At 62.2% G+C, this 26,015-nt stretch carries 28 protein-coding genes; 14 read left to right on the top strand and 14 right to left on the bottom strand.

Going from position 1 to position 26,015, the window contains the following annotated elements; genetic code table 11:
• Nucleotides 1-91: 91 nt before the first annotated feature.
• Genes J9889_RS22260 through J9889_RS22245 form a run of 4 tightly spaced genes read right to left on the bottom strand, consistent with a single transcriptional unit; the run spans nucleotide 92 to nucleotide 1,368 of the window.
• On the bottom strand, nucleotides 92-358 hold the full coding sequence (locus J9889_RS22260) for a hypothetical protein (RefSeq protein ID WP_073349941.1): 267 nt from the start codon (nucleotides 356-358) through the stop codon (nucleotides 92-94).
• A complete protein-coding gene (locus J9889_RS22255) occupies nucleotides 348-629 on the bottom strand; it encodes a hypothetical protein (RefSeq protein ID WP_246878165.1) in 282 nt (93 codons plus the stop codon). Before J9889_RS22255 ends, J9889_RS22260 begins: the two co-directional genes overlap by 11 nt.
• Nucleotides 629-1,150 carry a phage regulatory CII family protein gene (locus J9889_RS22250; protein WP_244812967.1) on the bottom strand — a complete coding sequence of 174 codons (522 nt, stop codon included), beginning with the start codon at nucleotides 1,148-1,150 and terminating at the stop codon, nucleotides 629-631. The genes J9889_RS22255 and J9889_RS22250 overlap by 1 nt, the downstream gene beginning before the upstream one ends.
• 11 nt (nucleotides 1,151-1,161) lie before the next feature.
• Nucleotides 1,162-1,368, bottom strand: coding sequence for a helix-turn-helix transcriptional regulator (locus J9889_RS22245; protein ID WP_210558231.1), 207 nt, complete (start codon nucleotides 1,366-1,368; stop codon nucleotides 1,162-1,164).
• A gap of 36 nt (nucleotides 1,369-1,404) precedes the next feature.
• Between J9889_RS22245 and J9889_RS22240 the strand changes: the two genes are divergently transcribed.
• The 8 genes from J9889_RS22240 (at nucleotide 1,405) to J9889_RS22205 (ending at nucleotide 7,844) form a co-directional block, all read left to right on the top strand.
• Nucleotides 1,405-2,142 carry a S24 family peptidase gene (locus tag J9889_RS22240; RefSeq protein WP_246878164.1) on the top strand — a complete coding sequence of 246 codons (738 nt, stop codon included), beginning with the start codon at nucleotides 1,405-1,407 and terminating at the stop codon, nucleotides 2,140-2,142.
• 88 nt (nucleotides 2,143-2,230) lie between these two features.
• Entirely contained in the window at nucleotides 2,231-3,370 is a 1,140-nt protein-coding gene (locus J9889_RS22235; RefSeq protein WP_210558229.1) for an XRE family transcriptional regulator, read from the top strand.
• The gene (locus J9889_RS22230; RefSeq protein WP_210558227.1) at nucleotides 3,367-3,858 is read left to right on the top strand and encodes a DUF4411 family protein; all 492 of its coding nucleotides are present in this window, start codon (nucleotides 3,367-3,369) and stop codon (nucleotides 3,856-3,858) included. Before J9889_RS22235 ends, J9889_RS22230 begins: the two co-directional genes overlap by 4 nt.
• 147 nt (nucleotides 3,859-4,005) lie before the next feature.
• Nucleotides 4,006-4,350, top strand: a complete 345-nt coding sequence (locus J9889_RS22225) for a DUF4406 domain-containing protein (RefSeq protein WP_210558225.1) — start codon at nucleotides 4,006-4,008, stop codon at nucleotides 4,348-4,350.
• Nucleotides 4,347-5,420: a phage N-6-adenine-methyltransferase gene (locus J9889_RS22220; protein WP_210558222.1), complete on the top strand. Its 1,074-nt coding sequence runs from the start codon at nucleotides 4,347-4,349 to the stop codon at nucleotides 5,418-5,420. The genes J9889_RS22225 and J9889_RS22220 overlap by 4 nt, the downstream gene beginning before the upstream one ends.
• Nucleotides 5,417-7,228 carry a DNA cytosine methyltransferase gene (locus J9889_RS22215; RefSeq protein ID WP_210558220.1) on the top strand — a complete coding sequence of 604 codons (1,812 nt, stop codon included), beginning with the start codon at nucleotides 5,417-5,419 and terminating at the stop codon, nucleotides 7,226-7,228. The genes J9889_RS22220 and J9889_RS22215 overlap by 4 nt, the downstream gene beginning before the upstream one ends.
• Nucleotides 7,225-7,641 (top strand): hypothetical protein, encoded by a 417-nt coding sequence (locus J9889_RS22210; protein WP_210558218.1) that lies wholly within the window; start codon nucleotides 7,225-7,227, stop codon nucleotides 7,639-7,641. The genes J9889_RS22215 and J9889_RS22210 overlap by 4 nt, the downstream gene beginning before the upstream one ends.
• A gap of 8 nt (nucleotides 7,642-7,649) precedes the next feature.
• Nucleotides 7,650-7,844, top strand: coding sequence for a hypothetical protein (locus J9889_RS22205; protein WP_210558216.1), 195 nt, complete (start codon nucleotides 7,650-7,652; stop codon nucleotides 7,842-7,844).
• On the opposite strand, the gene J9889_RS22200 is transcribed toward J9889_RS22205, so the two are convergent.
• On the bottom strand, nucleotides 7,791-8,984 hold the full coding sequence (locus tag J9889_RS22200) for a site-specific integrase (RefSeq protein WP_210558214.1): 1,194 nt from the start codon (nucleotides 8,982-8,984) through the stop codon (nucleotides 7,791-7,793). The two genes, J9889_RS22205 and J9889_RS22200, sit on opposite strands and share 54 nt — an antisense overlap.
• Nucleotides 8,985-9,165: 181 nt before the next feature.
• Between J9889_RS22200 and sbcB the strand changes: the two genes are divergently transcribed.
• Together sbcB and J9889_RS22190 are read left to right on the top strand one after the other, a co-directional pair.
• The gene (gene sbcB, locus J9889_RS22195; RefSeq protein WP_041212947.1) at nucleotides 9,166-10,593 is read left to right on the top strand and encodes an exodeoxyribonuclease I; all 1,428 of its coding nucleotides are present in this window, start codon (nucleotides 9,166-9,168) and stop codon (nucleotides 10,591-10,593) included.
• A 148-nt stretch (nucleotides 10,594-10,741) separates the two neighbouring features.
• Nucleotides 10,742-11,248 (top strand): hypothetical protein, encoded by a 507-nt coding sequence (locus tag J9889_RS22190; protein ID WP_010674463.1) that lies wholly within the window; start codon nucleotides 10,742-10,744, stop codon nucleotides 11,246-11,248.
• 58 nt (nucleotides 11,249-11,306) lie between these two features.
• Here J9889_RS22190 and J9889_RS22185 read toward each other — a convergent pair whose 3' ends face one another.
• Nucleotides 11,307-13,022: a glycoside hydrolase family 36 protein gene (locus J9889_RS22185; protein ID WP_010674462.1), complete on the bottom strand. Its 1,716-nt coding sequence runs from the start codon at nucleotides 13,020-13,022 to the stop codon at nucleotides 11,307-11,309.
• A gap of 130 nt (nucleotides 13,023-13,152) precedes the next feature.
• On the opposite strand from J9889_RS22185, the gene J9889_RS22180 reads away from it, so the two are divergent.
• The 3 genes from J9889_RS22180 to cdd all read left to right on the top strand — a co-directional run bounded on the left by J9889_RS22180 (nucleotide 13,153) and on the right by cdd (nucleotide 15,303).
• Nucleotides 13,153-13,512 (top strand): CidA/LrgA family protein, encoded by a 360-nt coding sequence (locus J9889_RS22180; protein WP_010674461.1) that lies wholly within the window; start codon nucleotides 13,153-13,155, stop codon nucleotides 13,510-13,512.
• On the top strand, nucleotides 13,509-14,195 hold the full coding sequence (locus J9889_RS22175; protein WP_010674460.1) for an LrgB family protein: 687 nt from the start codon (nucleotides 13,509-13,511) through the stop codon (nucleotides 14,193-14,195). The genes J9889_RS22180 and J9889_RS22175 overlap by 4 nt, the downstream gene beginning before the upstream one ends.
• A 226-nt stretch (nucleotides 14,196-14,421) precedes the next feature.
• Nucleotides 14,422-15,303, top strand: coding sequence for a cytidine deaminase (gene cdd / locus J9889_RS22170; protein ID WP_010674459.1), 882 nt, complete (start codon nucleotides 14,422-14,424; stop codon nucleotides 15,301-15,303).
• 605 nt (nucleotides 15,304-15,908) lie between these two features.
• Here cdd and J9889_RS22165 read toward each other — a convergent pair.
• The 3 genes from J9889_RS22165 to J9889_RS22155 all read right to left on the bottom strand — a co-directional run bounded on the left by J9889_RS22165 (nucleotide 15,909) and on the right by J9889_RS22155 (nucleotide 19,174).
• Nucleotides 15,909-17,573 (bottom strand): AMP-binding protein, encoded by a 1,665-nt coding sequence (locus tag J9889_RS22165; protein WP_010674458.1) that lies wholly within the window; start codon nucleotides 17,571-17,573, stop codon nucleotides 15,909-15,911.
• 99 nt (nucleotides 17,574-17,672) lie between these two features.
• Complete coding sequence (locus tag J9889_RS22160; RefSeq protein WP_010674457.1) at nucleotides 17,673-17,951, bottom strand: YfcL family protein; 279 nt, start codon at nucleotides 17,949-17,951, stop codon at nucleotides 17,673-17,675.
• A 107-nt stretch (nucleotides 17,952-18,058) separates the two neighbouring features.
• Entirely contained in the window at nucleotides 18,059-19,174 is a 1,116-nt protein-coding gene (locus J9889_RS22155; RefSeq protein ID WP_010674456.1) for an ATP-NAD kinase family protein, read from the bottom strand.
• A gap of 116 nt (nucleotides 19,175-19,290) precedes the next feature.
• Here J9889_RS22155 and J9889_RS22150 point away from each other — a divergent pair, with 116 nt between their 5' ends.
• Nucleotides 19,291-20,013 carry a TerC family protein gene (locus J9889_RS22150; RefSeq protein WP_010674455.1) on the top strand — a complete coding sequence of 241 codons (723 nt, stop codon included), beginning with the start codon at nucleotides 19,291-19,293 and terminating at the stop codon, nucleotides 20,011-20,013.
• Between the two features lie 86 nt (nucleotides 20,014-20,099).
• On the opposite strand, the gene aroG is transcribed toward J9889_RS22150, so the two are convergent.
• The 5 genes from aroG to J9889_RS22125 form a co-directional block, all read right to left on the bottom strand.
• Entirely contained in the window at nucleotides 20,100-21,155 is a 1,056-nt protein-coding gene (aroG, locus tag J9889_RS22145; RefSeq protein WP_010674454.1) for a 3-deoxy-7-phosphoheptulonate synthase AroG, read from the bottom strand.
• A 196-nt stretch (nucleotides 21,156-21,351) separates the two neighbouring features.
• A complete protein-coding gene (gene aroA, locus J9889_RS22140) occupies nucleotides 21,352-22,632 on the bottom strand; it encodes a 3-phosphoshikimate 1-carboxyvinyltransferase (protein WP_010674453.1) in 1,281 nt (426 codons plus the stop codon).
• 170 nt (nucleotides 22,633-22,802) lie between these two features.
• Nucleotides 22,803-23,891, bottom strand: a complete 1,089-nt coding sequence (gene serC, locus J9889_RS22135) for a 3-phosphoserine/phosphohydroxythreonine transaminase (RefSeq protein ID WP_010674452.1) — start codon at nucleotides 23,889-23,891, stop codon at nucleotides 22,803-22,805.
• A gap of 224 nt (nucleotides 23,892-24,115) precedes the next feature.
• On the bottom strand, nucleotides 24,116-25,045 hold the full coding sequence (locus J9889_RS22130; RefSeq protein ID WP_010674451.1) for an FAD-binding protein: 930 nt from the start codon (nucleotides 25,043-25,045) through the stop codon (nucleotides 24,116-24,118).
• A gap of 103 nt (nucleotides 25,046-25,148) precedes the next feature.
• Nucleotides 25,149-25,898 carry an electron transfer flavoprotein subunit beta/FixA family protein gene (locus tag J9889_RS22125; RefSeq protein ID WP_010674450.1) on the bottom strand — a complete coding sequence of 250 codons (750 nt, stop codon included), beginning with the start codon at nucleotides 25,896-25,898 and terminating at the stop codon, nucleotides 25,149-25,151.
• Between the last annotated feature and the right edge of the window lie 117 nt (nucleotides 25,899-26,015).

Raw genomic sequence — 26,015 nt, 5'->3', positions numbered from 1 at the left:
GTACAGCAGGACAAACCCACTGCGACGGTTGTCGGCCACATTGCATCCTCGCGAAACAGGGGCGGCCACCGGGGCCGCCAGTCTGACTACCTCACCCATGGCTCACCTTCTTCACTCGCGTCGGTTTGGCCGCCTTCTTGGCGTCCTTCTCCTGCTGGCGCAGCTTGCGTTGCAGCAACTTGGCCATCTTCTTTCCCTCCGCCAGACACTTGGCAAAGGCCTGCCCCTTGGCAAAGCACGGCGTGGTGCGAAAATGCCGCAGGGCCGCCTGGGTTGCGGTGTGCACCACATCCGGGGTGTATCCCCCCGCCGTCAGGATCTGCGCCACATTGCGCTCGATAAACAGCTCAGGATGCATGGGCCACCTCCTGTAGGTGTTGCTGCAAACAGGCCAGATGGCGTTGCACCTGCTCGGCCGTGGCCGGGATGCGCAACCCGCTGTAGACCAGAAAGGCCCCCCGGGTGCCCACCACCAGCTTCGGCAACATGGGCGGGATGCACGCGCGGCGACTGCCTTGCGCCCTCGGCGATTGTTGGGTACGCTTCTCCACGTTCTTTTCTCCGCGAAAATGGACCTCGGGTCGGGCTGTTACCGCAGCGCCGGCCCACTTTTTTTGTGCTTCCTTCATCACTTCTCTCCTTGTGCATGTGGCCCCGGGAACGGGCGCACCTGACTGGCTACCGACTCTTCCAGGCTCAGCAGCTCCTTGATGGCCCGGTGCACTGCCGCCGTGATAGCCTTCCGCTCAATGGGGTCAATCACCCCGTCTTGCCTTGCCTCACGCAACTCACCAAACACCGCCGCAACCACCTCACCCACCAGCATCACCTGGTCGGCCAGCTCCTCTTCGGTCACCGTGCTATCCGGCAGGGCCACCAGCGTATGGCCGCGGGCCAGCGCCCAGGCCTGCAGGATGGCGTTATCACCGGTCAGCTCGGTCACCGCCATCGCCTCGGACAGGGTCAGGTGGTGGTCTTCGCAAGCAGGATTGAACTTGTTGTTCAGGGTGGTCGGGCGCTTGGAGCCCATCAGGCGGGCCAGATCGGTGATGTTGTACCGGCGGCTCAGCTGATAAGCGGCGTCAATGGGGTCAGAAAGGTGGGAGTGTTCCCGCTTCACTCTCGTGGTTGTTCTGGTGGGTTTTGTCATGATGGTTCTCATCAACTTTCGGGTGGGAAAACATCGTTGATGGAACAGTCAATCCCCCAGCTATTGATGGCTGAAGTGATCTTGCGGCATGTGCTCAGCCCGGGTTTACGGCGACTCCTTTCGTAATGAGCAACAGCGCCCTGCGTAATGCCGAGCACAGCAGCTAAATCAGATTGCGTTTTGCCTGCTTTGTCTCGTAGTGCCTTAATGTTGTTCATGAGTGACTCCATTTCATACAACCAAATAAATACGATATGTACTATACCACGTTTTGTAGCCATGACAATTTGTGTGTTGCCAGTAAAAATACACAACGTAATATTTTCAGTATGAAAAATGAGACATGGCACAGTCTGGCCAAGAGCCGGATGAAGAAACTCGGAATCACTCAAGAGCAACTGGCTGAAAAGCTAGGGGTAACTCAGGGTGCGATTGGTCATTGGCTTAACAAGCGTCGCGAGCCATCTATGGACATCATCCTGCAGATCATGGCTGCGCTTGAGCTGAAGAACATCAACATCGGCGTTGACGGGACTATCGTGGACGAAAACCAGAACATGGAGGTAGCCCCACCAGATACTCGCCGCATCCCAGTACTTACTTATGTGCAAGCAGGAGTTTGGACAGAGACCAGTGAAATTCGCGAGTGCGATGGCAACTTGATCCATATAACCACCGACCTAGAGCTGGGTGATCGTGCCTTTGCCATTGAGCTAAAAGGTCATTCGATGGAACCGGAGTTTGTCGAAGGGGATGTGGTTCTAATCGACCCCGACGAGCACCCTCACCCAGGCGACTTTGTAGTGGCCAAGAACGGTGAGGAAGCGGCAACGTTCAAGAAGTACCGCCCCCGCGGTATTGGTGAAGACGGTCAGGAGGTCTTTGAGTTAGTTCCGCTTAACGATGACTTCCCTACCATGCGCTCGGATCGCCAGCATATTCAGATCATCGGCACCATGGTCGAACACAGACGCCGCAGAAAACGTCGCTAGGTTCGCAAAATTGTCTTTTGCGACAGGCGATAGAACGTTAGCCTCTCTACAATCATGGAAAAATTGAGATAAGCAAGGTCAAACAAAGATGACAACGGCAAGCATCAAGACGGAAATGCTGGTGTGGGCGAGAGAGCGCGCAGGCTTTTCTGTATCTGAATTGGCCAAAAAATGCAGCGTATCTGAAGACCGCTTGCTTGAATGGGAAACAGGCATACGGGGTATCACCTTCAAGCAAGCGATGACCTATGCAAGCAAAGTACACATCCCATTTGGTTACCTATTCCTAGCGCGACCGCCAGTAGACGAGTTGTCCATTCCCGACCTCAGAACGGTTGACAGCCAAGTACTTCACTCTGCCAGCGCCAATTTGAAAGATTTGATTAAGCTGATGCAGTTCCGCCAGGAATGGTATCGGGATCATCTTAAGCAACAATTCGCCGAGCCAAACCCTATTGTCGGCAGCTTCTCCGACCGCCGACAAGCAGATGCTATTGTTAAAGATATTCGCAACAAACTGGGGTACGTTGCGCGCCCATCCAAGGGCTCTTGGGAAGATTACTATCGTGAGCTGGTAGGGCGTATTGAGCAGATCGGCATCCTCGTCATGCGCCAAGCGGATATGGGGCATTTCACCCGACCGCTATCTGTCGAAGAGTTCAGAGGCTTTGCGTTAGTCGATGAATACGCCCCCCTCATTTTCATCAACGATAATGACTCCCCTGGCGCCAAATTATTCACTCTACTCCACGAGCTCTGTCATATTTGGATTGGGCAAACAGGTATCTCTGATGGTGGAATGTCTAGTCATCACCCAGAAGAAACTCTCTGCAATGCAGTGGCAGCAGAGTTCCTCGTTCCGGCAATCGAGTTTCACAAAGAATGGAACCCAGACCGAGAGGACTGGCGTGAAAACCTTCCAGATTTAGAGGCGATTTTTCATGTTAGTACCTGGGTTCTAGCACGTCGCGCGCTTACCCTTGGCTACATAAACCAAGATGAATACAACGCTTACACATACCAGCTTCGCCAGCTTCATAAGAGCAGAGCCAAGCCCGCGAGTGGGCCTGATTATTACGTCGTCAAACGATCTCAAATCAGCAAGCAGTTTGCCAAAGCGGTTACTAATGAAGCGCTTAGCGGTCAGTTGTTGTTAAGGGATGCGAGCAACCTTCTCGGTGGAATAAAACCAAGCAAGGTGGCTCATTTTGCTGAGGGGCTGAAGTGAAGTATTTACTTGATTCGAATAGCTACATACAAGCCAAAAACTTTCACTATCATATGGATTTTTGCCCAGCATTCTGGAGTTGGCTGGAGCAACAGTTCATGCTTGGTGTTGTTGGCAGCGTTGAGATGATCGGCCAAGAGCTTCGGGCAGGGGATGATGAACTGGCGGCATGGGTTAACGATCGCCCTCACCATTTCGTCCCCAACGACGATGAGCAAACGCAAAAATATGCTGGCCAAATATTCGAAAAGGTGATGGCGGGAAATTACAACCATGCGAACCGAGATCTGTTCTTGGGTAAAGCAGACCCATGGTTGATCGCCAAGGCAAAAACTCTCGGCGCTACCGTTGTCACTCATGAAAAATTGGTCATCGACCCGAAGAACAAGAAGGTGAAGATACCCAATATCTGTAAAGAGTTCGGGGTCCCATGTATCGATATCTATGACTTACTGCGTGCGCTGAAAGCTCAATTTGTTTTAGCCTAGCTGAATTTTCAAAGCCTCATCCAAGTTATAGCCCACCATAATGGTGGGTTTATTGTCTTCTTTCAAGACCAAAAAGTACAATTTGTATTGACCACATAAAATACAAAATGTACTTTATCTCGTACACAACAGTGAACGGGATGAATCATGTCGAACCAACACCATCACAAGCGCATCTACATCGCCGGCCCCATGTCCGGCATGCCTGACTGCAACCGCCCCGCCTTCCATGCCGAGGCCAACCACCAGCGTGAGCGCGGCCATATCCCGCTCAACCCTGCCATCCTCCCCGAGGGCCTGAACCAAGCCGAGTACATGGCCTGTTGCCTGCCTATGGTCATGCTCGCCGACGAGCTGGTCATGCTCCCAGGCTGGCGCGATAGCCAGGGCGCCACCGCCGAGTTCCACCTCGCAATGAAGTGCGGCAAGGTTATCCGCCAGGCCGAAGACGGCTTTGCCTGGTACCCAACCAGCCCCGAGGTCGCGGCATGAACCACTACGCCCAAGCGCTGGCCGAACTGCAGGCCCAGCCTGACCACGAGCTCAAGCAGATTGGCGACCAATGGCAGACCCCCAAGGCGCTGGCCTGGGGCCTGTTCCACCAGTTCGCCCCCACCCTGGGGCCGGTGGTGCTCGACATGTTTGCCGACGACTGCAACCACCTGGTACCGCACTACTACGATGCCGAAGACAACGCCCTCACCCAGGAGCTGGCCGCCCACCTGCGCCGCCTGGGGGGCGCTGCCTACGCCAACCCGCCCTACTCGCGCCCATGTACGGATAGCGAGGGAAATCCCATCACCGGGATGGAGGCCATCCTCAACTACTGCCGCGAGCAACGGGCGCTGGGCGCCAAGATCATGTTGCTCATCAAGGCCGCTACCAGCGAAACCTGGTGGCCGGAAGATGCCGACTTTATCCAGTTCATCAGCGGCCGTATCGGCTTTGAGGTGCCGAGTTGGTACGTGCCTCGCGATCCCAAAAAGGACAAGCCCAGCTCCAGCGGCTTTGCCTCAGCCGTGGTGATCTTCGACGCCGGCTGGCAGGGCGAGCGCCGCCCCGAGGCACGCCTGCGCCGTGACGACCTCATCACCACCGGCACCATCATCCTCGACATGATCCACCGCCAGGCGGTAGAGCTCACCCTGGCCGCCGATCACGTTATCCGTAACGCCGCCCCCAGGCTGGCCCCGGCTGTAAAGCAGGTTCCGCCTGTAGCGGCCGAATCAACAACATGGGAGCCGCCAGTGGCCGGTGATGACGCGACCAATGCCGCAGCGGCGACCGAGCTGGAAAATCCACCAGCCACCCCCCCTGAGATAGAACCCCTGCACGACTGGCAGCAGCACCCGGCAATCAAGTCGGTCATCTACCAGATTGATGAGGCTGACCTGCTGACCCCGGCCAACACTCGACTGCTGGCTGGCTACATCCGCGATCTGCAGGATGGAAGGATTGACCAAGAGCCCATGCTCAAGGCTGCGACCCAAATGGCCAAACACCTGCTGGGTCTGGCTCACGATCAACTGCCATTGACCTTGGATGATGGGGAGGCCGCATGAGCAAATCACTTCGCCGCTCCCGCGCCGTCAGGGCCAAGGTGACCGGGGCCCCGCTCAATCTGGAGTTTGCCATCAACGTGGACTTGTTCGCTGGCGGCGGTGGCGCCAGCACGGGGATAGAGCGTGGGCTGGGGCGCCCGGTGCACATCGCCATCAACCACAACCCCAAGGCACTCTCCATGCATCAGGCGAACCACCCGGAGGCCCTGCACCTGCAGGAGGATATCTGGGCCGTGAACCCGGTTGCTGTGCTGGCAGGGCGCTCGGTCGGTTGGCTGCACGCCAGCCCGGATTGCACCCACCACTCACAGGCCGCCGGCGGTCAGCCGCGCAAGCAGGAGATCCGCAGCTTGGCCTGGGTGATCACCAAGTGGCTGGCCCTGAGCAAACCTGCAGTGCTTTCCATGGAGAACGTCAAGCAGATGCGCACCTGGGGGCCCCTCGTCGCCAAGCGGGACAAGACCACTGGCCGGGTCATCAAGCTGGTCGAGGTTCAGCGCGGCAAGAAGACCAAGATCGAACAGCATATCGCCGAGCCAGGAGAACGGGTGCCACGCCAGCAGCAATACCTGGTACCGGATCCCAAGCGGGCAGGCCAGACCTGGCGCCGCTTTCTGGCCAGCATCGAGCGCATGGGGTATGAGCTTGACCATACCGTCAAGAATGCAGCCGATTACGGTGCGGCCACCAGCCGCCAGCGCCTCTACCTCGTTGCCCGCCGGGACGGGGAGCCCGTTTGCTGGCCCGCTCCGACGCATTGCAAGGCCCCGGCACCAGGCAGTGACCTCAAGCCATACCGAGTGACGGCGGATCACATCGACTGGTCTATCCCCTGCCCCAGCATCTTCCTCACTAAGGAAGAAGCCCGGGCACAGGGGCTCAACGTCAAACGCCCGCTGGCCGATGCGACCCTGGAGCGCGTGGCAATCGGGGTGATCCGCGAGGTGCTGACCAATCCCAAGCCCTTCATCATTGAGCTGGCCAACTGGTCAGGGCGCGGTGTCGATTCGGTTGACGCCCCGCTGCGCACCATCACCGGCTGGCCCAAGGGCGGTGCGTTCGCCTTATGCAACCCTAGTCTGGCCCCGCTGGTGGTGCGCCACTTTGGTAAAGGGGGCGAGCACGGGGTCGATGAGCCCGCTGCGGCCATCATGGCCGGCGGCGGTGGCAAGTCTATGCTGGCAGCCCCCTTGATGGTGCAGGCCAACGGCGGGTTTAACACCGTGCCAGCCAGATCCGTGGCTGATCCATGCAGCACTATCACCTCGAGCGGCAGCCAGCAGCAACTGGCCTCCGCTTTCATGGTGCACCTGCGCAAGAACCTGCCGCCGAGCACTCCTGAGAGCCAGCTCCCCACCATCGTTTCAGCGGGTCAGCACCACGCCCTGGTGCAGACCGTGATGGCGACCCCGGGTGAGTGCGGCCTGACACCGGAGCAAGAAGCCGGGGCCCTGCGGGTCAGCGCCTTCCTGATGCGCTACTACTCGAGCGGTGGGCAGTGGGGGGCCGTCACTGAGCCGATGCACACCATCACCACCAAGGACAGGTTGGCACTGGTGACCGTTACCTGGTGCGGCACCACCTGGGTGATCGTGGATATCGGCCTGCGCATGTTGGTACCGAAGGAGCTCTATGGCTGCCAGGGCATGCCTCGCCACTACATCCATGACCGTGGTCACGATGGCACCCCGCTCTCCATCACCGATCAAGTGCTGATGGTAGGCAACAGCGTCAGCCCGCCGCCGATGGCGGCCATCGCCAGAGCCAATAACCCGTACAAGCACCTTCAGATCAGGAGGGCAGCATGAGCATCATTCAGGAGGTTGCCGAGTGGGTTCATGCCCGAACCGGCGGCGCCATCAGCGCAGAGGTGGCAGCGGCCTTCTCCCTCACGGTCAGCAAGGCCAGCATCGTGATGGGCCAGATACACAGGGAGGCCCGCTTCACCACCCGGGTTGAGCACTTTTGCATGGTCGGGGAGAACGGCAGAGGGCGGCACACTCGCCGCCTCTTCGTGGACCAAGTGCGGGATCCGCAATGGCACAAAACGCCAGTGATCGGCATCAACGACGAGCAGCAGATTGTGAGGTTCGACAGCATTGTCGAGGCGGAACGAACAGGCGGGTTTGTGCGGGTCAGCATCACCCGGTGCCTGAACAACTCTCAGGCAACCCATGGTGGCTATCGCTGGACCGTCGCTACAAATGAACAGAATGGATAGGAGGAAGCATGCAAGAAAAGATTGAGAAGATTGACCAGAGTGAGCTGATGGTCATGCTGGGAAAAGGGCGCACAGCGCTGTATCACCTGCGCATGAGGGATACCACCTTTCCCAAACCCATCGACCACCAGCCACTGCGCTGGATCAAATCACACATCATGGCCTGGATTGACAGCCACAACCGGATCAGTGGCAACGCCTAGCTCCCGCTGGATCACTGTCCACCAGCGCTCATAGGCAGCCGCTTGATCCTCAAGCCAGTCATGTTTGTTGTAAACAGCCATCACGCCAAGCAGGGTGTGCCCCAGCATCACTTCGGTGATATGGGGCGACACCCCCATTTCCGATAACCGGGTCGACAGCGTTCGACGAGCATCATGAATCCGCCAATGGGGGATCCCCAGGCTGCTGCGCAAGCGGCTCACCAGCCGATTGCACGAGTGGATCTCCAACGGCCCATTCCCCTTCCCCTGACCTGGGAACAGATAGACCGGGTCCACCGACGCCATCGCGGCTCGTTCGAACAGTTGTTTGCCCACCGATGTAATGGGGCGGCGGATAGGCCTGCCGGTCTTGCTGATCTCCGCCGGCACGGTCCAGACCATAGACTCGAAATCCAGGTCCTGACGCTTGAGCGTTCTGGCCTCGGAAAGCCTGCACCCATAGACCAGGCAGAGCAGATGAATCACCTTGTTGCCGGTGCCAGCCCGGCTGGCCTCGATGGCCCGCCAGATCTTCGCAACCTCTGGCACCGTCAACACCCGGTGACCGGTCTTGGCGGGAGCGCCAACATCCCTGGCTCGCAGACTCATCATGTTGGGCATATAGATCGTGCCGCGGCGAGCATGCCAGTTGAAGCACGCCTTCAATGCCGTGATCACAGCCCGGGTTACCCCTGGTGCCCGCTCACTGATGGCATCGAAATAGCTCAACCACATGTCCATGGTGATCTGGTTGATTGGCCGGTCAGGCAAGCGGTTCTTCACTGACGAGAAGGTATAGCGATAGTATTTCTGGGTGCCTTCTCGGCACTCCCGCATCACGTACTTCTCGAACCACTCATCAAACAAGGCAGCAGGCGTAGGCTCATCGCCCGAGGCACTGATCGGCGCAACACCGCTTTTGAGCTCATCGGCCTTTATTCGGGCCTCTCGCAAGGTCAGAGCCGGGTACCGACCAAGAGAGGTCCGAACCCGCTTCCCGTCGACCACATGCCGAACCTGGAACGCAACCACCCCCTTCGGTGAGACCCGGACACTCAACCCATCACCGTCGCTCACTTCGCTCGGGCCAGCATATGGTTTACCATTCACCCCTCGAAGCCAGCTATCTGATAACGCCATTGCTACCCCATTAAAATTTTGTACCACTCTCATGGGGTGTTTTGTACCAGATAATGTACCAGCAGGCCATTGAACAACGTCAGGTTTGGGTGAACGATGAAAGTGTCTTCGGAATTTGCACCTCACCAGAACAGCACTAAACCCTGAAAAATCAATCAGAAGCGCGAACATACAAGAACACATGAGCACATCAGCGAAGCAGACCACCCAGCCCACTTACTACTTCCACGACTACGAGACCTTCGGCATCAGTCCGGCCAAAGACAGACCGGCGCAGTTTGCGGGCATTCGCACCGACGGGGATTTCAACGTCATCGGCGAGCCGCTGGTGATTTACTGCAAGCCGCCGGCGGATTACCTGCCGGAGCCGGAAGCCTGCCTCATCACCGGCATCACGCCGCAAAAGGCGATGAAGGACGGCCTGTGCGAGGCGGACTTCATCCGCCAGATCCACGCAGAGTTCGCCACCCCGGGCACCTGCGTGCTCGGCTACAACAGCATCCGCTTCGATGACGAGGTGACCCGCTACACCCTCTATCGCAACTTCTATGACCCCTATGCCTACGCCTGGCAGAACGGCAACTCCCGCTGGGACATCCTCGACATGCTGCGGGCCTGCTACGCCCTGCGCCCGCAGGGGATAGAGTGGGCGTTTGACGACGAGGGCAAGCCGAGCTTCAGGCTGGAGAAGCTCACCGTCGCCAACGGCGTGGCCCACGCCAACGCCCACGATGCGCTCTCGGATGTGCTGGCCACCATCGAGATGGCCAGGCTGGTGAAAAAGGCTCAGCCCAAGCTCTTCGAGTACCTCTTTGATCTTCGCAACAAGAACAAGGTGAAGGCCCTCATCGACGTGGTGACCATGAAACCCCTGGTGCACGTCTCCGGCATGTTCTCCCCCTGGCAGGGGTGTGCAAGCTGGGTGTCGCCGCTCGCCTGGCACCCCACCAACCAGAACGCGGTGATCATGGTGGATCTGACCCGTGACCCCACTCCGCTTATCGAGCTCTCCTGCGAGGAGATCCGCGAGCGCCTCTACACCAAAAAAGAGGAGCTGGGGGATCTGGCCGGCATTCCGGTCAAACTGGTGCACATCAACAAGTGCCCGGTGCTGGCCCCGGCCGCCACCCTGACGCCGGAGCGGGCGGACGAGCTGGGCATCAACCGGGCTCAGTGCCGCAAGAGCCTGGATCTGCTGCGGGCCCACCCCGAGGTGCGGGAAAAACTGGTGGAGGTGTTCAACCAGGAGTTTGCCGGCAGCAATGACGGCGACCCCGACACCCAGCTCTACGCCGGTTTCTTCGGCCACGGCGACAAGTCCACCATGGATCTGGTGCGCGCCACCCCGGCGGATCTGCTGGGGGAGCGGGAGTTTGCCTTCACGGATCCCCGTCTGCCCGAGATGCTGTTCCGTTACCGCGCCCGCAACTGGCCCCACACCTTGAGCGAAGCGGAGCAGAAGCGCTGGCGCCTGCACTGCAGCGACTACTTCAGCCGCCGTCTGCCGGATTATGTGCCGCGCCTGGAAGCCCTGGCGGAACAGAACCAGGGGAACGAACGGAACTTTGCGATTCTAAAGAGTCTCTATCACTACCTTGAAAATCTATGAGATGTGAGCCGTTTCACAGTTAAAAACCGATGCGTTTCCCCGGCTCGCGACATAATGGGCAGGGAGCCCAAGCTCCTGATAGTGTGAATATTTAGATGCGCTGACGGCATGGATGCCGTGCTTTCGACTGTTGGGGAACTCTCGTTTTATGCGTTCAGCTCTGCCTGCTTTGACACTCGTCGCCTGTGCCCTGCTGCCCCAGGCCGCCCTCGCTGGCGCCCGGTTCGAGGTGCCAGACTACCTCTTGCGCCTGCCGGAGCAGACCTACCGGCTCATCGAGCACAACTTCAGCACCCTCTACCAGCAGACCGACTTCACCCCGCAAATCACCAACAGCTATTTCAACCACTCGGATCTCTACCGCTTCGCCGGCATTCCCCTGGCCATCACGCCGCAAAACGGCTTCCAGATGGAGGTGTTCGGCCAGCTCTACAACAAGTCGTCCCAGATCTATGCCCAGATGAGCCAGGATCTCTCCCTCTATCGCACCCTGCGGGTGGACATGATGGGGGATCAGAGCGACGAGATCGCCATCGGCATGGGGCTCGGCATCCCCCTGACAACTCGCCTCACCGTCAAGGCGCTCGCCTCCAGCAACGAGATCCCGGGCTATGGTTCCGCCAATTACGCCATCGGGATGGAGTGGCACTTCTAGAGACCATTTCGCCACATAAAAAAGGCTCCCGAGGGAGCCTTTTTGCAGTGCAACGCCATCAGGGGTAGCGGATCACCGCCCCCTGCCCCCCTTGCAGCACCAGGGTGCTCCCCAGGGGCGTCTCGTCCCAGAAGTCCGTGCCCCCCGGCGCCAACGGGAACTCGCAGGGGTGCTCCCCCCAGTTGAACAGGCAGAGCAGCTCGCCGCCCCCGGGCAGCGCCACCCGCCCGCGCTCGAATGCCATCCCCTCGAAGCGGGCCGCCGGGGTGCGCGCGGCGCACAGGGCGAGCAGCTTGCCAAGGCGCGCCCCTTGCGCCGCGTCCAGATCATGCAATCTGTCCCCCGCCAGCACCATGCCACCGCTCGCCACCAGGGCGGCCAGGTGGAAGTCGTACTCGGCGCAGCTCCCGTGCTGGCCCGGAATATCCCGCAGGCAGACGCAGTCGGGGTCCAGCACCCAGAGCCGCTCGTGCTGCCAGGCGCGGCAGAAGGCTTCTCGCGCTATCTGGCGAAAACGGGGGCCCTGGCGCTCTACGTCATCGCTCACCCGCATGCCATGCACCAGGCCGAGGCTCGGCCACAGCGGCGCATTGCAGCCGAGCAGGAAGGCCCCCTCCCCGGCGCCGCGCAGGATGGCGGCCATACCGCGCCGATAGGCCTCCACCCGGGTGGCGGCGGGGTCGTGGAAGCGACCACCGTGGATGGCCCCCCAGAAGTTGGCATCGAGCTTGAAGTAGTGAATGCCCCACTGGGTACGCAGGGTGCGAAATACCTGCTCCAGGTGCGTCTGCACCTCGGGGTGGGTGCCATCCAGCACGTACCAGGGGGTGCAGCGCCAGCCCCCGTAGGTGACTCGCTCCGAGGGGAGCGGCAGGCCATCCTCCCCTTTCACGAACCAGTCAGGGTGCTGCTGGAACACTTGCGAGCCGGGCTCGGCGATAAAGGGGGCGACCCAGAGCGCAGGCTCGCAACCGGCGGCGCGGATCTCCCCTGCCAGGGCCGCCACCCCCTCCTCGAACTTGGCGGAAGGGGTGAGCCAGTCCCCCATCCTGGCCTGATAGCCATCGTCTATCTGCACGTAGCGCAGGGCCGGGAAACGCTCGGCCCGCACCGCCAGGTTCTCGCGAATGTCCGCCGCGCTCACGTTCGCGTAGTAGTGATACCAGGAGCACCAGCCGCTCGGGCGCGTGGGCACCTCCCCCACCAAGGAGCCGTGCTCGGCGGCGATATGCTGCGCCAGCGTCGCGAGCAGGGCCTCCCTGTCCGGCCCCTCCAGGCAGATCAGCGCCTCGCTCTGCCAGTGCGCACCCGGCGCCAGGGTGCGCCCTTCGGTGTTCATCACGATCTCGAGGCGCCCGTCGGGATGGAGGCGAAACTCCCCGCCAAAGCGCTGGCAGCTCGCAAAGGCCAGCAGCAGCCAGCCCCCCTCCTGCGCCACCAGCAGCAGGTTGTGCACCGTGTGGTAGCCATGGTCGGCGGTGATGCGATAGACAGACGCATCGGGGCAGCGGCCCAGGTGCTCGGGGGCATTCCAGCGTCCCCCGGTCTGGGCCAGCATCTGGAACCCCTCTCCGTAGATGGCCGCGTCGGGCGCAAGTCCGAGATCCCCCTCAAACAGCCGCCAGTGGTGGACGGCCTCGGACTGCCTCCCGGTGTTGTCGAGCCTCACCCGGCAAAGCGGCCCCTCCCATTGGCGGGTTTGCAGCAGGGTGTCAGGGAGGGCGGGATCGGCGGGCAGTTGGCGCAACCGGGCCAGGAGAGAGGGGGTCGACATGGGAACTCCTTCTTGTGAATGGGGATGAAGCCGGGGCCATTGTATCCCCTGCGGGCCAGTTGACCCTGTTCCCTCCCCCCCGTGCCTGTTAAACTGCGACCTCGCTCACACTTGCCAAGATGAGGCCCCCGTGCTGCTGCAACGCACCCTGCGCTACCTTCGTGATTTTCTGGTCATCATCGCCTGTCTGCTGGCAGGCAAGGCCGTGGCGGCCATCCTGCCCTTCGCCTTCCCCGGCAGCATCATCGGCATGCTGCTGCTGTTCGTGCTGCTCTCCTTGCAGATCGTCCGCTTCTCCTGGGTCGAGCTGGGGGGCGGCCTGCTGCTGCGCCACATGGGGGTGCTGTTCGTGCCGGTGGCGGTGGGCCTGGTGGCCTGGCTCGAGCCCCTGCGCCAATCCTTCGGTCTCATCATGCTCTGCGTCGTGCTCGGCATCGTGCTCATCCTGGGCGCGGTCGGCCACCTCTATCAAAGGATGAACAAGCCATGATCCTCTGGTTCGCCCTGCCCCTCACCCTGGCCCTCTATTTCATGACCCGGGCCCTCTACCGCCGCCTGCCCTGGCCCGTCATCAATCCGGTGCTGATCCCCACCGCCGTCATCATCGGCCTGCTGCTCTGGCTCGATCTGCCTCTGGATCAGTACCAGCAGGGGGCCTCACCCCTGACCGCCCTGCTGGAACCCGCCGTGGTGGCCCTGGCCCTGCCGCTGTACCAGCAGGCGCGCCAGATCCGCGACAAGCTCACACCCATCCTGGCCTGTACCCTCACCGCGGTGCTCATCTCGGTCTGCACCACCCTGGGGGTCGGCCACCTGATGGGGGCGGATCCGGCGCTGCTCGCCTCCATCGCCACCAAGTCCATCACCACGCCGCTCGCCATGAGCGTCAGCCAGTCCCTCGGCGGCATTCCCGCCATCGCCGCCGCCGTGGTGGTGGTGGTGGGGATCCTGGGGGCCCTGGTGGGCTACCCCCTGCTCAAGCTGATGCGGGTCACCGACCCCGAGGCTCAGGGGCTCGCCATGGGAGCCTGCGCCCACGCCATCGGCACCGCCGCCTCCGCCGAGCAGGGGGTGACCCAGGGCGCCTTCTCGTCGCTGGCCATGGTGGTGTGCGGCGTGCTGACCGCGGCCATCGCCCCCCTGCTGTTCGCCCTCTACCACTGGCTGACCTGATCCCCGTTGCCATGGCCGCCCTTGCGGCCATGGCCTCTGTGCCCTTTCACCGTTTCCATCCGATACCCTCGCCTCCCTGATGCCGGGAGCTGGCGCACAGATTGCGAAAGACAAACGTTTCCTTTACCATCCCCGCCCCTTTACCCATCAAGGCGTGAGCGCGCTCACACAATTCGCCGCGCTTGCTCCCTACAATGGCCCCCCAATTGGCCTTTGAGGACACAGTATGCATCCCCGCTTTGCCAAGCCATTCGAGACCCTTTCCGCCCCGCTCCAGGCCGCCCTGCTGCCCATGCTGGGGGACGATTTCCAGGCCCGTTTCACCCCGGACCAGGTCGCGACCCTGAAAGCCGCCACCGGGCTGGATGACAGGGCCCTGCGTCTGGCCTTGCTGCCGCTGGCGGCCGCCTGCTCGGTGGCCCCCATCTCCAGGTTCTTCGTCGGCGCCATCGCCTGCGGCCTGAGCGGCACCTGGTACTTTGGCGCCAACATGGAGTTCGCGGGCCAGGGGCTGTTCCACTCGGTCCACGCCGAGCAGTCCGCCATCTCCAACGCCTGGCTGGGTGGCGAGACCGGGATCTCCGAGATCACCGTGAACTACACCCCCTGCGGCCACTGCCGCCAGTTCATGAACGAGCTGAGCACCGCCAAGACCCTGAAGGTCTCCCTGCCGGACGATCTCAGCGAGCTGCAATCCTTCCTGCCCCACTCCTTCGGCCCCGCCGATCTCGAGATCACCGATGCCCTGATGAGCCCCCAGGCTCACGACGAGCTGGTGCTCGAGAGCGACGACCCCCTGTGGCAGGCTGCGCTCGCCGCCGCCCGCCAGAGCTATGCCCCCTACAGCCAGGGCTATGCCGCGGTGGCGCTGCAGTTCGAGGACGGGCGCATCTTCTGCGGCCGCTATGCCGAGAACGCCGCCTTCAACCCGAGCCTGCCGCCGATGCAGATGGCCTGCGCCCACGCTGTGCTGGGTGGCGAGGATCTCGCCACCGTGCGCCGCGCCGTGCTGCTGGAGAGCAAGGATGGCCAGATCAGCCAGCGGGACTCCGCCCAGTCCACCCTGAAGGCGCTGGGCTCGGTCGAGCTTGAGTACAAAGCCGTCTGACCCCGGCATCCGCCAACGGGAAGGGGAGCTGCGGCTCCCCTTCTTGCTCTCTGCCCCTCACCCCCTTTCTCTGCGCCTCTGGCGCCGTGCATCAGATGCCCTCTTGCCCCATGTGAGGGCGGCCTCCCTCCGATGACCTTATTGGCAGACCTCCTCTGCGGTGGCGGGAAGCCCAGGTTAAGGGGCCAAGACCCCACCCCGCCCCTTGCGGTCCCCGTGTGTGACCCCACAATGCATTTGCCAAGCCACTGGGATCCCGCCTTTCCATGGATTTTGCAAATGCTGTTCCCTCGATGCGGAGAGGTATGGCGGCGGCGGGAAACGTCGGGGAAGGGGTCAATGCCCCGCCCCCGCCCCTTGCAGCCCCCGTGTGTGACCCCAAGATGCATTTGCCAAACCACTGGGATCCCGCCTCTCCATGGATTTTGCAAATACCTTTCCCTGCCGTTCCCTCGACGCGGGGCGGTATGGCGGCGGCGGGAAACGTCGGGGAAGGGGTCAATGCCCCAGCCCCCTGTCGGCTTGCTTCCCCCTGAAATACAGCGGGGGAGCCACTGGCTCCCCCGCTGTCATTGATGTGGCCGATATGGCGGTACCGACCCCTGTCAGGACTCCCACAGGATGCGCTGGCTGCCGGACCAGCGTTCGCCGATGTCCGCGTATTTTTGTTCCAGCAGGTGGCGGCGGATCTTCATGGTGGGGGTCAGCACCCCGTTCTCGATGTTCCAGGGGCTCTTGACCACCAGGATGCCCCGCAGGCGAGCATGGGATTCCAGCTTGTCGTTGACCCGGTTGAGGGCGGCCTCCAGCTGGGCTTCCACCCCGGCTTTGTCCCCCTTCATGGCGCTCTCGGCGAGCTGCACCAGGGCAACCGGCTGCGGCATGCCGTAGCCGATAACGCAGAGCTGCTCGATGATGGGCTCCTGCCCGAGCATCCCCTCGATGGGCACCGGGGCCACGTACTTGCCCTTGGCAGTCTTGAAGACATCCTTCATGCGGCCGGTGATGGTGAGGTAACCCTCCCTGTCCAGCTTGCCCATGTCACCGGTGTGCAGCCAGCCCTCGGCGTCGATGGCCTCTGCACTGTGCTCGGGATCCTTGTAGTAGCCCACCATCATGCCGTCGCAGCGACAGAGGATCTCCCCCTCGTCGGAGATCTTGATGGTCACCCCGGGCCCGGCCTTGCCGACGGTGCCTATCTTGTCCGCCCGGAACGGGTAGTTGAGGGTGGAGTAGGCGTGGTTCTCGGTCATGCCCCAGGCCTCGGTGATATGGATGCCGATGCTGTGATACCACTCCAGCAGCGCCGGGGCCACCGGCGCAGAGCCGCAGCCCAGCACCCGCGCCTGATCCAGCCCCAGCCCCTTTTGCAGCTTGCTCTTGATGAGGCTGGAGACGAGGGGGATCTTGAGCAGCAGCGCCAGCTTTTTCTGGGGCAGCTTCTCGTGGATCTTGATGCGGAACATGGCCCAGAGCCGCGGCACCGAGATGAAGACGGTGGGACGGCAGCGCTTGACGTCCTCGATGAAGGTGTCGAGGGATTCGGGGAAGGCGATGGTGGCACCGCTGAACAGGCTGCCGCCGTAGATGTAGACCCGCTCGGTGATGTGGGCAAGGGGCAGGTAGGAGAAGCCGCGATCCTCGGCGGTGAGGGAGACCGCCTCCACCAGCTTCTCGCAGGACCAGGCGTAGCGCTCCACGCTCAGCATGGCCCCCTTGGGCTTGCCGGTGCTGCCGGAGGTGTAGACCAGGCTCAACAGGGCATCCGGCGCCTGCACCGGGCTGTCCGGGATGGGGTCGTATTGCGCCAGCAGATCGTCCCACTGGTGGGCGGCCGGCATGGTGTCGTAAGGCAGGGCGATACGCAGCAGATCCCCGGGCACCCCCGCCTCCTGGCTCTTCCAGTCGTCCAGCTTGCCGACGAAGATCGCTCTGGTTTCGCTGTGGCGCAGCACGTATTCGATGGTGTCGACGTTGGCGGTGGGGTAGATGGGCACGCTCACGTATCCCCCCATCTGCATCGCCAGATCGGCAATGAACCACTGGGCGCAGTTCTTGGAGAGCAGGGCCACCTTGTCACCGGGCTCCAGGCCCAGGGCGCGCAGTGCCGTCACCATGCGCCGCGCCTCGTCGGCGACCTCACCCCAGGTGAAGTCAACGTATTCGCGGTGGATGGTCTGACGCAGATAGATTCGGTCGGGACACTGCCGCTCCCAGTGATAGAGCATCTCGAGCGGCAGTCTGGTGGCAATGCGTGAGGTGGAGGCCATGGTTTAATCCCTGAAACAAAAGGCGAGCCTCATTATTAACCTTTTGATAACACTCAGGGAAGCAGATTACTTAAACTTGTGTTTGAACTGCGAATGGGATCAAGCTTCCGCCTGGGCCTGCAGACGCTTCCACATCTCCTGCACCAGCACCTCGTCCTGCTCGGAGAGCTCACCCTGCAAGATGGCCTCGTTCAGGCTGCGCAGCACATAGCTCTTGACGTCCCGCACCAGGGTCTTGCCCTCCAGCTCGGCGCGCGCCACCGCAAGGGAGATGTGCCCTCGCAGATAGCCGCCCGCAAACAGCTCGTCTTCGCTGGCCGTGGCGACCATGGCGTCGATCAGTCCCAACAACTTGTGTTCAAAATCGTGAATCGTCATTTAACGCAGCCTCATTTCCGGGGTTGCCGGCAAAAAATTCGGGGAGTGGAACCGCGATCCGGTTGATCGCGGCTCTCTGGCGCCAGGCCAGCCGCATCCTTGATGTCCTATTCCGGGTTGGCCACCGGGTAGATGACCTGATCCTTGTATCCCGTGGTTATGCGCAGATAACCACTCAACGACCGGTTCAGTGCCGGATCGTCGGTGTCCACCAGCAGCGGACGGCCTTCTAGCGCCGCCAGCTTGGCTTTGGTGGCGAGCACCTGGATATGCTCGCGCCCGACGGCCCGGATCACGTCTGGACTCAATTGCTGATTTCCGCGCCCGAACAGATGTCCCTGACCGCCGATCAGGGTGATGATCAGACGGCAGCGACGGCCGCGGATCCGGGTCAGGATCTCGGCGGCGCTGAGATCCTGCCCGATAAGTTGGCCATTTTCCACCAGATCCACACCGAGCAAGGTATTTTCCAGACCCAGCTCACCCATGCAGGCGGCCACCGTGCTCCCCGACCCCATCAGGTAGAGGGTATCGGGCTCCATCTGCTCCACCACACCGGCGGCAAGATCGGCGAGCACCAGCTCCTCGGACTCCCGCCCCCCCTGCTTGACCGCCTGCACGTAGCGCAGATCCCCGGGCACCAGCAGCTGCCCGTAGTGGCGGGCGCGCACCTTGCCGGCGCGAAACGCCTCCTCGTCGATGTCCATCACCTCCGCATCCACCAGGCTCAGAAGCTCCCCTGCGATCATTCTGGCCGCCACCCGGCCGCTTGCCGCCGGCGTCACCCCGTAGACCCCGGAGTGGATTTTGCACCCCGCCGGGATGCCGAGCACATGGCAGGACTCCCCCACCGCCGCGCAGATGTCACGGGCGGTGCCATCGCCACCGGCGAAGAGCAGCAGATCCACCCCGGCATCGCGCAGGGCCAGGGCGGCGGCCCGGGTATCCTCGGCGCTCGTCTGCGCCCCGGCAGGCCGATGGACGATGCGATGGGGCAGCCCGAGCTCTGCGGCAAGCGTCTCCCCCATCTCACCGGCCACCGTCAGCAGCTCGAATGACGTGGTCAGCTCGCACAGGGGCAACAGGGCCTGGCGGGCCCGCTCCCGGGCCTTGGGGACGGCCCCGCGCGCCAGCGCCTCGGCGACCATACCGTCACTGCCCTTGAGACCGACGGCCCCGCCGATGCCGGCGACGGGGTTGATGATGAGCCCTAATCGAAACATGTTTCCCTCCTGTTGGATCGCCGCCATTTTATCTTTTCCCGCCACTGGGACAAGCCATGACCCCCTGCTAAAATGCGCGGCTTCTACCTCAATCACTGTTCAACCAAGGTTCAATCATGCTGGAATGGATTGCTGACCCCTCCGCCTGGGTCGCGCTCGCCACCCTGACCCTGCTCGAGATCGTGCTCGGCATCGACAACATCATTTTCATCTCCATCCTGGTGGGTCGCCTGCCGGAAGCCCAGCGCCAGAAAGCGCGCATCCTGGGGCTGGGGCTCGCCATGGGCACCCGCATCCTGCTGCTGCTCTCCCTGGCCTGGGTGATGCGCCTCACCGAGCCCCTCTTCACCGTGCTGGGGGAAGCCATCTCGGGACGGGATCTCATCCTGCTGGTGGGGGGTCTGTTCCTCATCGCCAAGAGCACCCACGAGATCCACCAGAGCCTGGAAGGGGCCGCCGAAGAGGCGGGTGTGGTGAGCAAGACCGCGGGCTTCCTGTCCACCCTGGTGCAGATCGCCATCCTCGACATCATCTTCAGCCTGGACTCCGTCATCACCGCCGTGGGCATGGCGGATCATGTCCCTGTCATGGTGCTGGCCATCATCATCGCCGTCGGCGTCATGATGTTTGCCGCCAAGGCCATCGGCGACTTCGTCGATACCCACCCCACCATCAAGATGCTGGCCCTCTCCTTCCTTATCCTGGTCGGGGTGGCGCTGATGGCCGAAGGGCTGGATCTGCACATTCCCAAGGGTTACATCTACTTCGCCATGGCCTTCTCGCTGGTGGTGGAGATGATCAACATCCGCCTGCGCGGCCACCAGGAGCGGGCCAAGTAAACCGCGACCTGCCGAGAGATGGCCAAACAAAAAGCGCGACCCAGGGTCGCGCTTTTTTATTGCCCCGCCAACGGGGCGCCTTGGGCTCAGAGGGCGTTGCGAGCGGCCACGGCGTCCGCCAGGTTGCGCAGCAGCACCTCGGTATCGGCCCAGCCGATGCAGGCGTCGGTGATGCTCTGGCCGAAGGTGAGCTCGCACCCGTCCACCAGATCCTGACGCCCTTCCACCAGGTGACTCTCCACCATGACGCCGAACACCGCCTTGCTGCCGGTACGCAGCTGACCGGCCACGTCCTCGGCCACCAGCATCTGGTTCTTGAACTGCTTGCTGCTGTTGGCGTGGCTGAAGTCGATCATCACTTTCTGGGGCAGACCCGCCTTGTCCAGACCACTCACCACCTCATCCACGTGACGGGCGCTGTAGTTGGGCTCGCGGCCACCGCGCAGGATGATGTGACAGTCCGGGTTGCCAGCGGTCGAGACGATGGCGGAGTGGCCGTACTTGGTCACCGACAGGAAGTGATGCGGGGCGCTGGCGGCGCCGATGGCGTCGATGGCCACCTTGATGGTGCCGTCGGTGCCGTTCTTGAAGCCCACCGGGCAGGAGAGACCGGAGGCCAGCTCGCGGTGTACCTGGGATTCGGTGGTACGGGCACCGATGGCACCCCAGCTCATCAGATCCGCCACGTATTGCGGGGTGATCATGTCGAGGAACTCGGAGGCGGTCGGCAGCCCCATGTCGTTGAGATCCAGCAAGAGCTTGCGACCCAGGCGCAGGCCGTCATTGATCTGGCAGCTGTTGTCGAGGTAGGGATCGTTGATCAGCCCCTTCCAGCCCACTGTGGTACGGGGTTTTTCGAAGTAGACCCGCATCACGATCTCCAGCTGATCTTTCAGCTCGTCGCGCAGCACCTTGAGGCGTTTGCCGTATTCCAGGGCGGCGACCGGATCGTGGATGGAGCAGGGGCCGATCACCACCAGCAGGCGATCATCGTCGCCGGCCAGGATGTTGTGGATGGCCTGACGGGATTCAAACACGGTGGCCGAGGCGGTGTCGGTCGCCGGAAACTTCTCAAGCACCGCAACCGGGGGCAATAACTCTTTGATTTCACTGATACGAACGTCGTCGGTTTGATGCTGCATGACCAAGTTTCCTGCTAGATGACTGCGATAAAGAGATCTCAATCTAGCCCTGTGCCGGGTCGGTGTAAATAGAAAATTACATTCTTCGACAAGGAATTTTATTATCGCACCTTGCAAGTTTGCATAATGCTGCTAGGAGGCATGAAAAAAGCGGGGGCAGAGATGAAAAGGCCCGCACGAAGCGGGCCGAAAGGGCTCAGGCCTGACTGACGCTGGCCAGCTTGTCGAAGTAGTCCGGGAAGGTCTTGGAGGTGCAACCCGGATCATTGATGGTGACCGGCGTATCGGAGAGTGCCACCAGGGAGAAGCACATGGCGATGCGGTGATCGTTGTAGGTGTCGATGGCCGCGTGTTTGAGCTGTGCGGGCGGGATCACGGTGATGAAGTCGTGCCCCTCCTCCACTTCCACGCCCAGCTTGCGCAGCTCGGTCGCCATGGCGTGCAGGCGGTCGGTCTCCTTCACCCGCCAGTTGTAGATGTTGCGGATAGTGGTGGTGCCCTCAGCAAACAGCGCCGTGGTGGCGATGGTCATGGCCGCATCCGGGATGTGGTTCATGTCCATGTCGATGCCGTGCAACGGCCCCTGCTCGGCCTCGATGAAGTCATCGCCCCAGGTGATGCGGGCCCCCATCTTCTCCAGTACGTCGGCGAAGTGGATGTCCCCCTGGATGCTGTTCTTGCCGATGCCGGTAACCCGCACCTTGCCCTTGATGGCGCCCGCCGCGAGGAAGTAGGAGGCGCTGGAGGCATCCCCTTCCACCAGGAAGTCCCCCGGGCTGACATAGGTCTGGTTGCCCTTGATGTAGAACACCTTGTAGTCGTCGTGCTCGATGACCACCCCGAACTGCTTCATGATGTGCAGGGTGATGTCGATGTAGGGCTTGGAGACCAGCTCCCCCTTGATGTGGATGCGGGTGTCGCCGGCCGCCATGGGGGCCGCCATCAAAAACGCCGTCAGGAACTGGCTGGAGACGGAGCCGTCGATGTGGACATCGCCACCCCAGAGCCCCTTGGCATCCACCACCAGAGGCGGATAGCCATCTTTCTTCAGGTACTGGATGTGGGCACCCGCTTCGCGCAGGGCATCCACCAGGTGGCCGATGGGGCGCTCTTCCATGCGCGGCTCGCCGCCCAGGGTGTACTCGCCGGAGCCCAGGCACAGGGCGGCGCACAGGGGGCGCATGGCAGTACCGGCATTGCCGAGGAACAGGTTGACCGGTGCCGAGACCGCGAAGCTGCGACCCAGACCGTGCACGGTGCACTCGGTCTTGTCGGCGGAGAGCTTGTACTTGACGCCGAGCTGGGTCAGCGCCGCCAGCATGTGGCGGATGTCATCGCTGTCGAGCAGGTTGGTCAGCCGGGTGGTGCCCCGGGCCAGGGCCGCCAGCAGCAGGGCCCGGTTAGAGACACTCTTGGAGCCGGGCAGATTGACCACCCCGGCCACACTAGAAATGGGTTCCAAACGCAACGAATTCATAGACTTCCTGTTCGATCTCAATTAAATCACCTGACCGGACGTTAACAGCCCGCGTCCCCCGCGGCAAGTTCGACAGTGGCACGACCGCGGGAGACGGCAGCCTGGGTCAGGATGGGTCTGAAAAACAGACGCCGGGGAGTCCCCGGCGTCTGGCAATGGGGAGACACGCCTCAACCGTGGCGTTTGGCAAAATCATCCATAAAGCTGACTAGGGCCTTGACCCCTTCCAGGGGCATGGCGTTGTAGAGGCTGGCGCGCATGCCACCGACGATGCGATGTCCCTTGAGAGCCAGCAGACCGGCCGCTTCCGACTCCGCCAGGAACAGCTTGTCCAGGGCCTCGTTTTTCAGCTGGAAGGGCACGTTCATGCGGGAGCGGCAGGCCACATCCACCTTGTTGCCATAGAAGCTCGACTGATCGAGGTAGCCGTAGAGGAAGTCGGCCTTCTCCTTGTTGCGTGCTTCCATCGCCGCCAGGCCACCCTGCTCCTTGAGCCACTCGAACACCAGACCGGCCAGGTACCAGGCGTAGGTGGGGGGCGTGTTGAACATGGAGTCATTCTTGGCGGTGAGCTGGTAGTCGAAGATGGACGGCACATCGGCGCGGGCCTGATTTAGCAGGTCATCGCGCACGATGGCGATGGCCAGACCAGAGGGGCCGATGTTCTTCTGGGCACCGGCGTAGAGGATGCCGAAGCGGCTCACGTCGAGGGGACGGGAGAGAATGGTGGAGGAGAGATCCGCCACCAGGGGCACATCGCCGGTGGCCGGGATGTCGAACATCTCGATGCCATCGATGGTTTCATTCGGGCAGTAGTGCACATAGGCGGCATCGGCGCGAAACGCCGGCGTCGGCAGCAGGTGGGAGACTCCCTGCTCGTTCTTGGCCACCCCCTGGAAGGTCTGGATGTCACCGTATTTCTGGGCTTCATCCACGGCGCTCTGGGCCCAGACGCCGGTCACCAGGTAATCCGCCTTCTTGTTGGCGCCACCCAGCAGGTTCATGGGCACGGCGGAGAACTGGCCGCGGCCACCGCCGTGCATGAAGAGCACCTTGTAGTTGTCCGGCACCGCCAGCAGGTCGCGCAGGTCCGCTTCGGCCTTCTCGGCGACCGCCATATAGGGCTTGCCGCGATGGGAAAGCTCCATGACCGAGGCTCCCAGCCCCTGGAAATTACAAAATTCGCGCTGGGCGCGCTCCATGACTTCAACCGGCAACATGGCGGGGCCGGCGCAGAAGTTGTAAATCTGTTTGCTCATGACGCTTTCCGTGAATGGATGTGTGTGATCAGTGACTCGAACGTTTTTACACGACAGCCCCCCGTGGGGGCAAAGGCTTTTTGGGATCCAGCGCAACCTTTTGCCCCGGCGCCACCGGGCCCCCATCAGACAAAAGCCCTGAACGGGCCAGGGCTTGCAGAGAATATGCATGGAAACGGGGGCGAGACAGCACGGACGGCTTTCTTCGCCCCTTTGTGGCAAATTTACAGCTTGGCGGTGAGCTCCGGCAGCAGGGTGAAGAGATCCCCCACCAGACCGTAGTCCGCCACCTGGAAGATGGGGGCCTCGGCGTCCTTGTTGATGGCGACGATCACCTTGGACTCCTTCATCCCCGCCAGATGCTGGATGGCGCCCGAGATGCCCACCGCGATGTAGAGCTCGGGGGCCACCACCTTGCCGGTCTGCCCCACCTGCAGGTCGTTGGAGACATAACCGGCATCCACGGCGGCCCGCGATGCCCCGACGGCAGCCCCCAGCTTGTCCGCCAGAGCGTCGATGAGGGCAAAGTGCTCTTTCGAGCCGAGTGCCCGCCCGCCGGAGACCACCACCCGGGCCGCCCCGAGCTCGGGTCTGGCGGAGCGCACCGCACGCCGCTCGATGAGCCGGGTACGGCAGCGCACCTCGGCCACCGGCAGCGATTCCATCAGGGCACGCTCCTCCCCGGACCCGGCCTTGGCGAACGCTGTGGGCCGCACGGTGAGCACCTTGACGGGGGCGCTGCTCGCCACCCGGGCGATGGCGTTCCCCGCATAGATGGGACGCAGGAAAGTGTCGGGCCCCTCGATGCCGGTCACCTCGGCGATCATCTCCACCCCGAGCCTGGCCGCCACTCGCGGCAGCAGATCCTTGCCCTGGCTGCTGGCAGCCATCAGGCAGTGCTGGTAGTCCCTGGCCACCTCGGCGAGCAGTCTGTCGACCCCGTCGTTGAGCCCCTCCGCCAGCATGGGATGTTCCGCCAGCAGCACCCGGTTTACCCCCGTGAGGGCGGCGGCCTGCTCCCCCGCCTCCGTCAGCCCCTGCCCCAGCAGCAAGAGATGCACCTCGCCCCCCAGGCGCCCCGCCGCCGTGACCAGCTGGGCCAGGTTGTCGGCGATCCGCCCCTGATGATGTTCCGCAATCACAAGTACGCTCATGGCAGCACCTTCATGTCATCCATTGATCCCTTGCTCCCCGGGGCCGTTGCCCCATGCATGGCGCTCACGCCTGCGGGAGGCATCCCTCTCATGCCCCTGCCCATCAGAGCACCCGGGCTTCGTGCTTGAGCTTGTCCAGCAGCTCGTCCACCGAGCCCACCCTGATGCCGGCGCTGCGCACCGGCGGCGGCATTACCCCGAGCTGCCGTGTCTGGTCGGCCGGCACTACCCCGAGGGCGGCGAACGGCTGGCTCTCCAGCGGCTTGCGCTTGGCCTTCATGATGTTGGGGAGGGAGGCGAAGCGAGGCTCGTTGAGGCGCAAGTCCACGGTCACCACGGCGGGCAGCGCCATGCCGAGGGTCTCGAGGCCACCGTCTATCTCGCGGGTCACCTGCAATTCCCCCTCCACCAGCCTGATGGCGGAAGCGAAAGTGGCAAGCGGCCAGTCATTGAGGGCGGCGAACATCTGCCCTACCTGATTGTTGTCGGAATCGATGGACTGTTTGCCGAGCAGCACCAGATCGGGCTGCTCCTGCCCGCACACCGTTTGCAGGGCCCGGGCCACGGTGAGCGGAGTCAGGGTCTCGCCGGTAACATAGTGCAGCGCCCGATCCGCCCCCAGCGCCAGGGCATGACGCAACTGCTCGGCCGCCGCCTCGGGGCCAAAGGTCACCACCACCAGCTCGGATGCCACGCCGGCTTCCCGCAGCCTGACCCCCTCCTCCACCGCGATTTCACAAAACGGGTTGATGCCCATCTTCACATTGGCGAGCTCCACATCGGAGCCATCCCCCTTGACCCGGATCCTGACGTTGTAATCAACGACCCGTTTGACTGCGACCAGCAGCTTCATGGCGGTCATCCCTCATACCTGTTGTGTGGGTCCACCTTGTCGTCACTCACTTTTCTGCTGACAAAGTGGTTTACGTTTACGTAAACTACCAGCACTACCCTAGGCCAAGTCGAGCAC

The organism is Aeromonas sp. PrichA-15, assembly GCF_017939245.1.
GTDB classification, from domain to species: Bacteria; Pseudomonadota; Gammaproteobacteria; order Enterobacterales; family Aeromonadaceae; genus Aeromonas; species Aeromonas caviae.
Note: the sequence above shows the minus strand (reverse complement) of the source record. Positions and strands in the feature narration are given on the sequence as shown.